Below are 14,228 nucleotides of genomic sequence, written 5' to 3' on the forward strand. Positions count from 1 at the left end.
GAGTATATACTCTGCATGCTTTTTTCATTCGAATCACTTTATTCTACATGTTGCTGCGTCACACAATGAATCATACCACCATACGCATACAGTGCATTTACATGAATACCAACGATTCTTCTTCCTGGAAACTGCCCTTCAATGATTTGCAGTCCTAACTTATCATGTTCATCACCGTATATAGGAACCAATACAACTTCATTTCCAATATAGAAATTCAAATACGAACCTTTACAGTCTGCCTCTTTTACCACTTTTCTTGTTACTGGTACTGGGATGAGTTGAAATGGACTTCCATCTATATTTCTCGCTTGTCGCAATTCTTGATAATGCTTTTCTTGCGCATCCAAAAGGTACGCCTCTCCTTCCCCGAAAGGATCATATTCATAAAGAATCGTATTTTCATTTACAAAACGTGCTGCCCCATCAATATGATAATCCGTATCTTCATCATAATTATCTTCACCACGAATACCAGTTATCCATATAAAATTCGTTACCCCTAAATACTTCGTTAACTCCATTTCAATCTCTTCCTGACTTAGTGTAGGATTTCGATTTTCATTTGTAATAGAAGTTTTTGCCGCCATTAAGGTCCCGTTTCCGTTTATCTCTATTCCTCCACCTTCTAGACAAACACTTGCTGCAACTTTTGGGATGCTATACGTTTCACTTATTTCGTCCGGAATAACAGCATCATTTTCATACGGATATTTATCCCCCCAACCATTAAAAATCCAGTGCGTTAAGCAGAGATTTTCTTCCTTATCTTTTACAAATATCGGTCCATTATCTCTTATCCATATATCATCAGTTTCTTGAACTAAAAAATCAATTTTATCCATATTTACGTTCTCTTCAATTAGCTTCGATTGGACATGTGTTTTTTCTTCTTCATCATATACAACAATATGCACATTCTCTCCGTAATGAAGCTCCTTCGCCATCGTTACCCAAATATCATCTAACTTAGCTCTGTAACCTTCACCTCTATGCGTTTTATCATGAGGCCATTGGAGCCATGTCCCCTCATGTTTCTCCCATTCTGCAGGCATATAAAACAAACTATTTTCTATATTTCTCATACATGTTCACCCCTTCTCTAAATGTAAGTCCAGTCTATACTTTGACATCGTGTTAAGGTCAACAACAATATATTCATTTGCTTGTAACTACTTCATAACGTTACTCTTTATTCTCCCTTGTGATACACTACTTCTCCTTGTAAAACTGTCATTAATACTTTCACACTCGGAATCTTATCGACACTCATTTTAGTAATATCCTCATTTAGTATTACGATATCAGCCGATTTTCCTACTTCAATTGAGCCAGTAATCTTATCAAGTCCTAGTGCCTTAGCTGGCTTAATTGTATAAGCATCAATAGCAGCCTGTACATTAGACAAGCCTTTCTCATCAATACTTAATGCGTTCGAAATCGTCACAAGTGGATTCAATTCATTTACATCCCAATCACTACTAAGTGATACATTTGCACCTGTTTTCCAAATTTGTCCTAACGGCATAATTCGTTTCATTTGCTGGGCTGTAAAATACGTACTTGCCCAGCTTTGTTTAGGATCTTCCGCAAAATCATGACCGACTTGAAAATCAGCGCTAACTCCTAAATGAGCAAAACGCTTCATATCACTATCTTCTACCATTTCCACGCGCGTAAGCGTATACGGCTGTTTTGCCCCTTCTTTTTTCGCTGCTTCAATTGCATTTAAACTCTCTCTTACTCCACTATCTCCAATTGTGTGAATAAGTGCACCGTAACCAAGTTTATTAAGTTCAGTTAACCACCATTTCATTTTTTCTTCTGGAATATAGTTCAAACCATACGGGGTTCCTTTAAACCACTCAAATTTATATTTTTCAAGCGTTTTCGCTGTACTGTTAATACTAATTCCATCACTATACATCTTCACTTGATTAATAAGCATGCGTGATGACAAATCATCTCGCTTAATCTTTTGGAAATACTCGATTTGTTCTGCTTCATTTAAGTTCGGATACACCCACGGACGAAGTACTACCCGTGACGTTAACTTTTTCTCATCATTTACTTTATTCCAAACATCTAACCAGCCTCGTTTCCAATAGAGACGTCCATCCCCCACTGTAGTAATACCATTCTTCGCAACTTCATCTAAGCCGTCCAGCAAACCTTCATAATTTTTTTCGAACAAATTCGGTTGGGCATTCCATGCTTTTTCCATTACGATATCTCCAGCTGTATCATAAAGAATACCAAACGGTTCTCCTGTTTCTGGATCCCGAATAATTCTTCCACCTTGTGGATCTTTCGTATCTTTATTTATCCCAGCCAACTCCAATGCTTTCGAGTTAACCCATACAGAATGAGAGGTTCTTTCCATAATTATTACTGGGTTATTAGGAAATAGCTCATCAAGAACTTGTAATGGCGTTTGTTGTTCTGACTTTTCATCCATATTTTTTAACAGCTCTTCCAAACTAAATCCTGTTCCACTTATCCATTCCCCATCTTTCACATCTTTTTTACAAGCATTTAAATACGAGCGTTGTTCTTGCAACGCAGCATCTGGTGAGACACTACAATTCCCTGCTGCTGGTGATTTCGCTTCAAAAATATGATTATGATTATCCACAAAACCAGGAAGAAGTTGACGTCCTTGTAGATTTATCACTTTCGTATCTTTATTAATCAATTTTTCTACATCCTTATTTGAACCGACAAAAGTAATTTTCCCATCTTTAATCTCTATAGCTTCTGCCATTTCTTGCTTTTCATTAGAAGTGTAAATTGTACCATTTTTAAACACTACATTTTTGGGCAACTGACTAGGTAGAGCAGAGCTACCATTCTCACCTTCTCCTACTTCAGGCGTACACGCTGAAATCCATACCATACTTAGAATCAAACAAATAATCATGATTTTTCTTTTCATATTCTTTCTCCTTTTTATTATGATAAAATGAAACTTTAATCAGTGGTGGACTCCATCCCTCACTAATTATTTGCCCACATCCATCAGGCTTTTACGGACAGCCTGACTCCCAAAAAATAGCGTGATAAATTGCTTTCGTATATAGAATAAGGATTGACATAATGTTAATGTCAATCCTTATTCTCATTCTATTTTCGTAACTAAAAAACAAATTTGTGTCACATACTCTTCTGTTAAACAATCACATTCTGGTCCCTTTATATAGACTTCATATGGATGACTCTCTAGTATATAGCCATTCCTTTCAACCCACTCTTCTAACGCCATATAAGCATAACCTATATAGTCATAGCTGCCATAATGCAAAGTGGTAACAATTTGATGCTGCTTTAACCTTTTTATGTCGCACTCTTGTAATACACCTTTATTATCTTCATCCATAATCGGAATTCTTAATTCTATATGGCTGCGATTTGGAATATACTCTTCATCATAAAAAACTGTAGATGGAGAACCGACTATTTGAAAGCTATTTTTTTGTACTTGTTCATATAAGTCATAAAAATAATCATCCATATCGTCTATATCTATTTGTAACTTTTGAGCAATTACTGTTATTTCATTTCTCATTCCAATTAATACATCGTAACTTCTATGGCGAGCAATATTTAGACCTTTATTCATATTTAGTATTTCATTCATTTCTGAAATAACCTGTAAATTTTGTTTCACTTCATGAGATAACTCCATAATTTGAGATTGCATATGTTCAACAAACGAATCTTGATCTGCTGACTGGAGAATGATTTTAATTTTTGGTAAAGGAAACTTGTACTCCCTCAGCTTTTTAATTTTTAACGCTACTTCCAGCTGCCCTTGTTCATAATATCTATATCCATTTACCGGATTCACATATGCTGGTTTTAATATCTCTTCTTTGTCATAATGCCTTAGCATCCGTGTACTCATTTTACAAATTCGTGAAAATTCAGTAATTGTATACATATAAATACCCCTTGAATACATTTTCTTATAAACTTATTCATCCCGATTGGTATGGGCTAATAATTAGAGGGGATGGCCTCCTCTAATTAAAGTTTCACCCTATTAAAACCAATCAAAAATTTTTCTAATTGAAGAACTTTCACCCTGATTGCTCAATCTTTTCATTTTTGAAGGCAATAAATGACTCGGACAATACCACGTTAAACAATTCATTGCACCTCCCATAGTCGATATTTCTCCTACATGAATTTGAATGACTTGTTTTTCCGTATGCTGTTGAATATATCGTAAAACTTCCCCGTCTTTTGCTAATCCAAACTTAGGAACATAAAGGGCGTCACATGTTTCTAACATATTTATATATAAACCTTTTGCCGATGCAATTTCTTGATCATATTGCCCTTTCTCTGTATATGACGAAGGAACAACGATAAATTCAGCTTCTGGCATTTGCTCTTGAATAATCTCTTGCACATGATATCTAAATTCATTATCACCTAGAAAATCACTAATAAACATTGTGTGTTCATCAATAAATTTAACCATTCCGTCCGCGTGCGCAAGTACATCTCCTTCTTCAGCAGGAATAATAATAACCCGGCTTACATCTAAATCCCACTCTAATTGCTCAATTATTTCCTCTTCCGTCCAATCATCGTTGTCATCAAATATGCGTTCTGTTAATATAACAGTATCTTTTTTATTCCAAATAAGATTGCCACCATCCAATATTAATGGTGATTTCACATACTCAAATTCATTTTTCTTCAACCATTTATTAAATTGTTGATCTAAATATCGCCCTTGATCCTCTGGTAAATAGTTTGGGTAATATTTAAATTTAACAAGATGATTCGTTATAAGTGGCGCAACATCTCTTAGCCAAATATCATCATACTCAAAGAAGTTTGTATGAAAGTCTTGCTCTTCAACAGATAAAGATATAAGTTGATCGGTAAATGATTTTTTTTCATTTAAGTATTCATTAAAGTAAATAATGTCTTCATACAATGGTTGATAATATTCATTCGATTCGTCTGGTATTGCAGTAAAAATAATGCCACTATGTTTTTGTTCCATTTTATTTACCTCGCTTTTTAATAATGATTACATAACTGATTTCAATCAGCCAACTATTCCCCAATCCATTTCTCTTTTCATTACAATTTTTGAAACGTGCACATTTCATGAATGGATTATAGCACGGAGAAATATTATATATTTATATAAAAAATATATAGCTGTCGTTAAGCCGTAAAGTAACTCTTGACAAGATTTGAAAATAACGCTTTTCATACAACATTAAAAATATAATCATCATACCCAATGAATGATTAGCTGATTTTTCTATCAAGATTCATATCCATTACTTCGAGCAAACCGTTTTGATTACATAAATCTAATACATGTGTTTCTACTCCTATACAAATCCCTTCTAATGGAAGATCGTTTGGGTCCTGGCCAAATGGATCTTCAATTTCAACCCCTATTGCTTCAATCCCTATAAATGCAAAACTTATAAACGTAGTTGCAAGTACTGTAAACCATCCAAGACTATCAACAAGCCCGATCGGTAAAGTCCCGCAAAATATGAGCAGTAAAATTTCAATATGAGCAAAATATGCAAATGGGATAGGCGTTGTTTTAATACGATCACATCCACCCACAGCCGTAAGCAAATTATTCAAATCAGCTTCCATATTAATTATTACATTTGGATGAATTCGACCCGTTTTTAAACCTTTTGATAGTATAGTTTTTAACATAAAAGCTATACTAATTGGTAAATGAATAGACTCCGCCAATATTTCCTTTTCCTTCTCGGAACAAATATTAAGCAATGCTTTTATTTCAGTTAGATCTTTATCGTCTCTCAAATGCCCTTTCGCTATCTTAGGAAAAGCAATTAATAAATGTAAAAATTTTAGCTTTTCCTGATCCGTCTTTTTCTCTTCAGACTCCCAATGACATAAAAAACTAACTGCTAAGTTTCTAGTAGAATCACCAATCGTGCCAAATAACTTTCTACCTTCCCAGTACCGATCATAGGCAGTGTTCGTACGAAAAACTAACAGTAGACCTAAAGCTCCTCCAACAATTACCCAAGGAGTTTGATTAATTTTTATTTCTGCATAATAGTAATTAATCACAGTGATTACTGTTGAAATGCACATATATAATAAAATTTGTGGGAAAATATCTCTTATAACTGTTCCCTTTAATGTAAATATTCGATGTAAACTATTTTGATTATTGTAATGTACCATATTTACAAAAGCCTCTTCTCTTTTTAACTTTTTATCCTTAAAAATTACGAAAGTATACAATTAAATAGTAGAATCATAAACCCTATCATTACGAAACTGGTGAAAATTATTTCTTTCAATACTCTTACTCCTTTTTGAGCCAAAAGATATACCACTTTTAAAATTTAAACAACAAATGTTCACTATTCTAAATCACGACGCATTATTTTAGAGTTCGCAATGAATAAAGCACTAATTAATACAAGAATCGCGCAGGCGTATAACAATATATCTATTGGACTATCATGATTTATAATAATGAGACGAACGATAGCTGTTATACCTATATATATAAAATATCGTAATGGAAAATGAAAATTCATTTGAAAATACTTTATAATCATTACGATGAATTCAAAATATAAAAAGAATACGACGATACTATCGATCAAATGATAACTAGATTCCTCACCATTTAATTTCAGTTCTTGTATAAATTGAATGACTTCTTTCACAAGAAACACACTTAGAACAACCCCTAAACAAATCAAAGCTACATTTAAAATGTACTGTAGAACGATAGGGAAAAACGAAAATACTATTTTTAAGTTCTTTAACACAAACATTTTCTCCTTTTCCATATAAAGTGAAACTTTAATCAGTAGGGGGGGTGTTCACCCCCTACTGATTATTAGCCCACACTAATCGGGCGTTTATGGACAGCCCGACTCCCACCTAACTTCTTTTTTCGAGTCGAGTTTTAAGGTGAGAGTCTTACTACCCGCAAATAGCGGGATAAAACGAAAAGCGACAATACACTATACTCCGATTATCATTATATTAAAACGTTTTATTTTTACGAATAATAAAGCATGACAAAATAGGTAAAGATAGTATTTCATCTATTTTGTCTATACAGCAGTATAACGAAACTCCAAACGACTATTTCAATTGAATTGGTTGTTGTTGTGTCACACAATGAATCATACCGCCATTTTTATAAAGCTCTCTCACATCAATACCTACTACTTTACGATCCGGGTATAACTTCTGAATCGCGTCGTTTGCGATTTTATCATTTGGATCATTATAATTAGGCACCAATACCACTTTATTCCCAATATAATAATTGATATATGATCCCTTATAATCAAGAGTTTTCCCATTTTCTAAAGCAACCTTGTCTTTACTAAGTGGTAAGTATTCATACTTATACTTATTTCCTGAAGCATTTTTTGCATCTAACAATGTATCCATATCTTTGTTAGACAAACCCCATTCGGCTAGGTCGTCTTCTTTCATCGTTACAATAGTAGATTTATTATGGAATTTAGCAAATCCATCAATATGAAAGTCCGTAATATCTAAATTAGGTACTCCATCTAACCAAATAATGTTTGACACCCCAAGGTCACTTATATATTTTTCAATTTCCTTTTCCGATAAATCAGGATTTCTATTTTTATTCGTTACAGAACTTCGAGTTAATAAAGCAGTCCCATTGCTATCTAATTCAATTGCGCCACCTTCAAGGACAAATTTCCCCCAATCAATTCTTTCAATCCCTAATTGCTTACTAACGTTCTCACGAATACGAGCATCATTTTTGTAAGGTGTTTTATTCCCCCAACCATTAAATGCTGGATCTAATATTTTTAGATTTTTATCATTGTCATAAACAAAAATTGGTCCACTATCTCTTGCCCATACATCATCCGTAGGTGCTATAATGAAATCAATCTTCTCCATATTTAGCCCTTCATCTGTTAAAAGCTTATTGATTCTCTCTTTTTCTTCCTGGTCATATGCAACAATGTGGACTTTTTCACCCGTAGTTAAAGCACTTGCCATCTTAACCCAAATAGGTTCAACTTCTTTTTGATACTCTTGACCATATGTGTATTCATGTGGCCATTGTAGCCATGTACCTTCATGTTTATCTGTTTCATCCGGCATCGTGTATTTTCCAATCTTTTTCTGTACCTCTACCTTCTCATTCTCTTTCCCTTTTGCATTTTCATTTCCACCTTCATAAGAACATCCACTTATAATCGTTGTAGCTAATGTAGCTATCAAACAAAACTTCACTACTTTTTTCATTTTCTGCCCCTCCTGTTCTTGTCTTCAATAATGTAAAGCTTCACATAGTGTGAAGCTCAAGCTTTTTCATCGATGTAAAAATTACCAATTATTCTCCCACGTGATAATCGTAAAATCCCAATAAAAATAGAGGGCATTCACAAAGTAACCCCCTCTATTTAACATTACTATTTTTTAACTTCCTTCATAAATTTATTCTAATCTTACTCCCTTCTCATACTTGCTTGTTCACTAAATAAAACATTATTAAATAAAAAAATCGGTATTGATCATTTCATATCAATACCGATTTTTAAACATTTATTTTTCTTCTATTAAATCATTCGCCATTTTTCTAAACTCTTGATTAAACGTATCATTCATACCATTCTGTACGTTAGAGAATAATATAACAAACGTTCGTTTATCCCAGTTAAAATTATTAAATGTGTTCCAACCAGCTAATACCCCATGATTATGATAATAGTCTGGGTAAATATAGAAACTAAATCCATATTTTCTTGCAGGTGATACAGTAAACATATCAGATAAGCCTTGCTTAGAAAGCAATTTCCCATCCATAATAGCCTCATCTAATTTTTTCATATCTTCAACAGTCGTATACATTTCACCACAACCATATAGCCAGTTCATTTTTAAGCGAGGCGCATCTATTAATTCATTATCTTTTTTCGTATAACCTTCTGCTAAGAAAATATCTTCCGGTAGAGTTGCCCCCATTCCAGATTCATGCATTCCAACAGGATTAAAAATATTTTCTTTCACATATTCAGCAAGCGGTTTATTCGTAAGCTTTTCGACAATATACGCTAACACCATATAATTATAATCTGTATATTTCCATCCTGTCCCTGCAGGAAATTGTAACGTTTGCGCACCAATCCACGTTACTAACTTTAAACGTGACGCTGCATCAACACTCCCTTGCCCCTGTTCTGGTAACCCGGACGTATGTGTTAACAAATTTCGTAACGTAATGTTTTTATCTGCCGGAAACGATGGAATATACTTATTGACATTGTCTTCAATATTTAATTTCCCTTTTTCTCTTAGTTGCATAATAGATATCGCAACGACTGTTTTCGTAATGGAACCGATACGATACTTCGTTCTTGGCGTTGTTAACATTTTATCTTTCACATTCGCATAGCCGTAACCTTTTCGTAAAATCACATGACCTTTGCTAGCTACTAGAACACTCCCATTAAACCCTTTATCTTTTAAATATTGATCTAGTTTTCCCGCTGCACTTTCATAGCGTTTTTTCTCGTTTATACTAACTTCTTGCTGCTCGTCCTTTTGCTTATCAATTATATTCGAAAATGCCTTTATATCATATTTTTTATCTTTCTTTGCATGTATTAGTGCAACGACACTCCCACAAAAAACAGCAAAAATAAAGAAAACGATTAACCATTTCTTTAACATAATAGGAACCCTCTTTTTCTAGTTTCACTTAACGTGCATCCATTCTATTCTATATCTTTTAATTTTCAGATATTTTATAATATTACTTGCTATTCTCTTTATTTAAATTAGATTCCTTTTTATCACATTCAACTACTCTCTATTGTATTTCTTTCTTAAAAAATATCCAGCATACAATCGGATGCACCTGACTATAATTTCAATTTCTTATGTAACATTTGTTACACATCATACAGAATGGAGATGTAATATGAAAAATACCGATAGACGCAATCGTTTAGATGATAGAATGTTTCATTATCGGATAACAAAGAATAACATAGTTTTAATTGAATATTACGGAAAACAAATTATGATTTTAAAAGGAAATGACGCTGAAAAATTTTTAAACAAAATAAATCATGCAAATAACGATAAAGAAAAACAACTGATTATGGCTAAAATTACAGGTAATTTCAAAAGAGGAAATGAACGTAATTGAAAACGAATCTCATTTTCTTTTTTGATTATACAGCATATTCAATAAGAAATGTCGCTCATATGGCATTTCTTTATATTTTCTTCACCAAAAATTCACATTGCTAACTTCCCTTTATTTTTTATTCTCCCTATATAAGCTGAGTACTGAAATACTTAGTAATACAACTATACACAACCACGCATACGTATACCCTTTCTGATCTACAATATACCCAAATAAGACAGGTGCAACAATAATAGCAATTTGATTTAATGTAAGAGCAAAACTCACTGTCATCCCTACAGATTCTTCACTTGCCGTTTCTGCAACTTCAATTATAAAAAGACTGAACCAGCCAATCGAAAAGAACCCTAACAATGCACTTACAACATACAAGAACTCACTCCTTATTGTATGTATATTCATTACTAACATAAGAATAAAACAGATAGAAGTGCAGACCGATATAAATAAAGGGATGCGCCGGTTTCCCTTATAACACAAATCACTAACAGCTGCCAATGTAATACGGCCAATCATTCCAGAAAAGAACATAACTGAAAATACTTTTCCGGCTAAAATAGGTGTAATTGATTGTTCCATTACTAAAAAATTTATAAAATGTCCAACTAACACCATTTGTAATGAAATCATGCAAATACCAGTTATATAAATTGGATACAACGCTTTTTTATGCATCACTGATTTTAACTGCACCCAAAAAGAGGTTTTTATACGTTCTTCTTTCCCTTCCTTCCGAACACATGAATCTCGATAAAATATAGAAAATAAAAGACCACCTATTATACAAATGCTTCCTATTACATGTATCGCATAAGACAAATTATATTTTATTACAAGTAACGGAATTAATACTCCCGCTAGTACACCACCAATCGGTATACCGGCTTGCCTGATCCCCATTGCTAACCCACGATTTTCTTTTGAGAACCATTTTAGTATCACTTTACTTCCTCCCGGCTGGGAAACACTATAAAACATTCCTACTAACAAAAGGACAAAGAGTAACCCTTTAAATCCATTTACTATATTAGTCAGTAAGAGCGAACCTCCGAGTAAAAATAAACTGATAGTAATTAACCATTTTTCATTATATTGATCAAGTAGCTTCCCGACAACAAGCATGCAAAATAGCGGTCCAATATTTACAACGCTTACTAATAACCCACTCTCCATATTCGTAAGTGCGTATTCTTCCTTCCAAAATAAAGCGAAAGCTCCGACACCATACGTTATAAGTGTCGCTGTCGTTTGAGCAATAGTCGCAAAAATTAACATCATCCACTTATAAGTACTGTTCACATTCTCTTTCATTAGCATTAAGATCCCTCCATCCCCTTCCATTGTATGAAATTTTTGATATCATATAAAATAAATATTAATCATATAATCCATCAAAAAAATTGATACCTTTTTCGGAGGGATGATACGTGGACATAAAAGATTTAACTGTTTTTTACGAAGTTGCAAAAGAAAGAAATATATTTCATGCAGCAAAAAATTTAAACTATGTACAATCTGGTGTAACGATGCGTATGAAACAACTAGAAAACGAATTAGGTGTGCCTTTATTTTATCGAAATGGAAAAGGTGTTACTTTAACTTCTAACGGCGAGATTTTATTAACATACGCAAAACAAATCATCCACTTAATGGAGCAATCTGTTAAAGCGGTCCAAAGTAATGGAACCAAACCAAAAGGCACTTTAAAAATCGGATGTACAGAATCCACAACAGCTGTTCGGATTCCTTCCATATTAGTGAACTACTATGAGAATTACCCACAAGTCGAATTAGTTTTAGAAACAAATACGACGGAACAGCTAACCCATCTCGTATTAGACCGAAAACTAGACGGAGCATTTATCGCTGGAACTACTCAGCACGCTGAACTTCGTGCAAATGTATTTCGTGAAGAAGAATTAGTTCTTATTAGCAAAAATCCTTTATCCTCTTTCCAAGACATAGGAGACATGAATTTACTTGCCTTTAGTCACGGGTGCTATTATAGAAGGTTATTAGAAGACTGGCTTCAAGAAGAAGGGATCTCGCCTAAACGAGTATTAGAATTCGGAACAATTGAAGCTATACTTGCATGTGTAAAATCAAGTATGGGCGTAGCGATTATGATGAAATCAATTTTAAAAGAGCATGAACATGACGTATCATTCAACCCTTTACCAAATAGCTTCAAAAAAATCCCTACTACTTTTATTACTAGAAAAGATATTTTTCACTCAGCTGCATTACAAAAATTTATGGAGATGACTCACAATGCGTGAAAAGAAAATACGTGGTATGAAACGAAAAACAAACACTATGATAAAACGAATTGAGGAATATACGAATACATTCCCTTCTACTTTCTATCATGATGAATATTGGTATATGCCTTTACCTGTTTCACAAGCTTTTATTAACTCTCAAAAAACACCTAGGAAAGTAAAGAGATTGTGTATTCAAACTTTATTAAATCAAGCAAGCCAATTATTGAAAATGAAACCGAACGACACAAATACATATCGAGTTGTAGTTATGATTTCCATTGCAGATTTATGGCGCTCTCAAATTATCATATTTAAAAACGATGACTACTTTCATACTTTTTTCCATAGAAATAGTGAATTTCAAAAATGGATTCCGCTTTCAAATGAATCTGTTTTTTGGGAAAAATGGGGAATTAAAATTTGGCATACCGTCAAAACATTGCACTTTCAAGAAATCATTCATGACGAAGATGAATGCTCTAAAAAAGAGATTTGGTTTATTGGAGAATTAGCGTGAAGAATGCACTGAACTCTATTATTTGAATCTACCCTGAAACAGTAACCACTCATTTTACATCATAGAAAAAGGTATACCTAAAATATTGGTATACCTTTTTCCCTATTTATTTTCCTTTTAAAACACTATGTAACCGATCCGGATAATTTGTAAACATTCCTGTAGCACCCCATTTAATTAACAATCTCATATCTGGTTTCTCATTAATTGTATACGGATGAATAAGCAGGTGATTTTCCCTAGCCTTTTTCATATATGACTCATCAATAATTAACTCTCCATTATCATTACGTAAGTTTGGCCCAATACCGACTGCATACTTTTTAATTTCTTGAAAATCATCATGCGTTACACTTTTCGGCTCATGTGTAATGCCAGACCATTCAACAATCTCGTTGTTATCATTTGGATAATACCAAAGTAGTTGGACTAACGGAATATTTTCATTCATACTATGAATCTTTTTTAAGCTATCTTTACTAAATGATTGAATCATAACACGACTAGAAGACATGTTCTGACCTATTAAATTATATTTTTTTAATAACGCTAATAATTTCTCTTCCATTCCTGGATACACATCTGGCGATTTTGTTTCAATATAATACTTCATACTTCTTCCGTACTTCTGAAAGATTTCTTCAAGAGTCGGAACTTTTTGACCAATATACTCTTGCTTAGCCTTTTCTGGATAAGCTTTATTGAACCATGACCCTGCATCTAAACTCTTTATTTCACTTAACGTTTTATCTCGTACTTCACCTGTACCATTTGTAGTTCGATCAACTGCTGTATCATGCATTGCAATTAATTGGCCATCCTTTGTTAATTGAATATCTAACTCCAAATAATCCGCTTTCATTTTTTTCACAAGATCATAAGAAGTAAAAGTATGCTCAGGTGCATGTCCACTTGCTCCGCGATGTGCAATATTTAAAAACTTATTCGTATTCCATTCATGCTTCCCTTCTGATTTCGCATGAACAGCTCCCCCAGCAAAGATACTTCCCGTCATAAAGAAAATAACTAAAACGCTAATAATTTTTCTCATCCTTCTAACCCTTCCTACGTTGCAAATTTCAACAAGCTAATGAGATTTACACGAAATAGAAGACATACTTTCATTATTTTTATAAGCCTATATTAAAATTCCAATCTTACAAATATATTTTCTCTATGTTATTAATAAAGAAAACTATTTCATTCCTATAGCCTCCTTTTCACATGTAACTCCCTATTGTGTACGGTT

At 33.4% G+C, this 14,228-nt stretch carries 13 protein-coding genes; 3 read left to right on the forward strand and 10 right to left on the reverse strand.

The window, feature by feature from the left end; translation table 11 throughout:
* Positions 1 to 38: 38 nt before the first annotated feature.
* From G9F74_RS07020 to G9F74_RS07055, 8 genes are all read right to left on the reverse strand, one after another.
* A complete protein-coding gene (locus tag G9F74_RS07020) occupies positions 39 to 1,085 on the reverse strand; it encodes an agmatine deiminase family protein (protein WP_016108857.1) in 1,047 nt (348 codons plus the stop codon).
* Between the two features lie 107 nt (positions 1,086 to 1,192).
* The gene (locus G9F74_RS07025; protein ID WP_016108858.1) at positions 1,193 to 2,935 is read right to left on the reverse strand and encodes an amidohydrolase; all 1,743 of its coding nucleotides are present in this window, start codon (positions 2,933 to 2,935) and stop codon (positions 1,193 to 1,195) included.
* A gap of 183 nt (positions 2,936 to 3,118) precedes the next feature.
* On the reverse strand, positions 3,119 to 3,940 hold the full coding sequence (locus G9F74_RS07030) for a MerR family transcriptional regulator (protein WP_016108859.1): 822 nt from the start codon (positions 3,938 to 3,940) through the stop codon (positions 3,119 to 3,121).
* Between the two features lie 102 nt (positions 3,941 to 4,042).
* Positions 4,043 to 5,020, reverse strand: coding sequence for an agmatine deiminase family protein (locus G9F74_RS07035; RefSeq protein ID WP_016108860.1), 978 nt, complete (start codon positions 5,018 to 5,020; stop codon positions 4,043 to 4,045).
* Positions 5,021 to 5,274: 254 nt separating this feature from the next.
* Positions 5,275 to 6,207, reverse strand: a complete 933-nt coding sequence (locus G9F74_RS07040) for a bestrophin family protein (protein WP_016108861.1) — start codon at positions 6,205 to 6,207, stop codon at positions 5,275 to 5,277.
* 182 nt (positions 6,208 to 6,389) lie between these two features.
* Entirely contained in the window at positions 6,390 to 6,806 is a 417-nt protein-coding gene (gene psiE, locus G9F74_RS07045; protein WP_000916784.1) for a phosphate-starvation-inducible protein PsiE, read from the reverse strand.
* Positions 6,807 to 7,128: 322 nt separating this feature from the next.
* On the reverse strand, positions 7,129 to 8,286 hold the full coding sequence (locus tag G9F74_RS07050) for an agmatine deiminase family protein (protein WP_000758193.1): 1,158 nt from the start codon (positions 8,284 to 8,286) through the stop codon (positions 7,129 to 7,131).
* A gap of 300 nt (positions 8,287 to 8,586) precedes the next feature.
* On the reverse strand, positions 8,587 to 9,714 hold the full coding sequence (locus G9F74_RS07055; protein WP_000915199.1) for a serine hydrolase domain-containing protein: 1,128 nt from the start codon (positions 9,712 to 9,714) through the stop codon (positions 8,587 to 8,589).
* A gap of 250 nt (positions 9,715 to 9,964) precedes the next feature.
* On the opposite strand from G9F74_RS07055, the gene G9F74_RS07060 reads away from it, so the two are divergent.
* Positions 9,965 to 10,195, forward strand: coding sequence for a hypothetical protein (locus G9F74_RS07060; protein WP_000798812.1), 231 nt, complete (start codon positions 9,965 to 9,967; stop codon positions 10,193 to 10,195).
* A 111-nt stretch (positions 10,196 to 10,306) separates the two neighbouring features.
* Here the strand turns inward: G9F74_RS07060 and G9F74_RS07065 are convergent, their stop codons facing one another.
* Complete coding sequence (locus tag G9F74_RS07065) at positions 10,307 to 11,539, reverse strand: MFS transporter (RefSeq protein WP_131202349.1); 1,233 nt, start codon at positions 11,537 to 11,539, stop codon at positions 10,307 to 10,309.
* Between the two features lie 86 nt (positions 11,540 to 11,625).
* Between G9F74_RS07065 and G9F74_RS07070 the strand changes: the two genes are divergently transcribed.
* Both G9F74_RS07070 and G9F74_RS07075 read left to right on the forward strand, forming a co-directional pair.
* Positions 11,626 to 12,477, forward strand: coding sequence for a LysR family transcriptional regulator (locus tag G9F74_RS07070; protein WP_016108863.1), 852 nt, complete (start codon positions 11,626 to 11,628; stop codon positions 12,475 to 12,477).
* Entirely contained in the window at positions 12,470 to 12,979 is a 510-nt protein-coding gene (locus G9F74_RS07075) for a DUF3916 domain-containing protein (protein ID WP_016108864.1), read from the forward strand. The genes G9F74_RS07070 and G9F74_RS07075 overlap by 8 nt, the downstream gene beginning before the upstream one ends.
* A 106-nt stretch (positions 12,980 to 13,085) precedes the next feature.
* Here the strand turns inward: G9F74_RS07075 and G9F74_RS07080 are convergent, their stop codons facing one another.
* The gene (locus tag G9F74_RS07080; protein ID WP_001226355.1) at positions 13,086 to 14,030 is read right to left on the reverse strand and encodes a glycerophosphodiester phosphodiesterase; all 945 of its coding nucleotides are present in this window, start codon (positions 14,028 to 14,030) and stop codon (positions 13,086 to 13,088) included.
* Between the last annotated feature and the right edge of the window lie 198 nt (positions 14,031 to 14,228).

The sequence above is a fragment of the Bacillus sp. EKM202B genome (assembly GCF_011066025.1).
Classification (GTDB): Bacteria; Bacillota; Bacilli; order Bacillales; family Bacillaceae_G; genus Bacillus_A; species Bacillus_A toyonensis.

Bases quoted from the DNA above. Each gene is read 5' to 3' on its own strand.
- G9F74_RS07020 (WP_016108857.1), bottom strand. From the start codon at position 1,085: ATGAGAAATATAGAAAATAGTTTGTTTTATATGCCTGCAGAATGGGAG.
- G9F74_RS07025 (WP_016108858.1), bottom strand. From the start codon at position 2,935: ATGAAAAGAAAAATCATGATTATTTGTTTGATTCTAAGTATGGTATGG.
- G9F74_RS07030 (WP_016108859.1), bottom strand. From the start codon at position 3,940: ATGTATACAATTACTGAATTTTCACGAATTTGTAAAATGAGTACACGG.
- G9F74_RS07035 (WP_016108860.1), bottom strand. From the start codon at position 5,020: ATGGAACAAAAACATAGTGGCATTATTTTTACTGCAATACCAGACGAA.
- G9F74_RS07040 (WP_016108861.1), bottom strand. From the start codon at position 6,207: ATGGTACATTACAATAATCAAAATAGTTTACATCGAATATTTACATTA.
- G9F74_RS07050 (WP_000758193.1), bottom strand. From the start codon at position 8,286: ATGAAAAAAGTAGTGAAGTTTTGTTTGATAGCTACATTAGCTACAACG.
- G9F74_RS07055 (WP_000915199.1), bottom strand. From the start codon at position 9,714: ATGTTAAAGAAATGGTTAATCGTTTTCTTTATTTTTGCTGTTTTTTGT.
- G9F74_RS07060 (WP_000798812.1), top strand. From the start codon at position 9,965: ATGAAAAATACCGATAGACGCAATCGTTTAGATGATAGAATGTTTCAT.
- G9F74_RS07065 (WP_131202349.1), bottom strand. From the start codon at position 11,539: ATGGAAGGGGATGGAGGGATCTTAATGCTAATGAAAGAGAATGTGAAC.
- G9F74_RS07075 (WP_016108864.1), top strand. From the start codon at position 12,470: ATGCGTGAAAAGAAAATACGTGGTATGAAACGAAAAACAAACACTATG.
- G9F74_RS07080 (WP_001226355.1), bottom strand. From the start codon at position 14,030: ATGAGAAAAATTATTAGCGTTTTAGTTATTTTCTTTATGACGGGAAGT.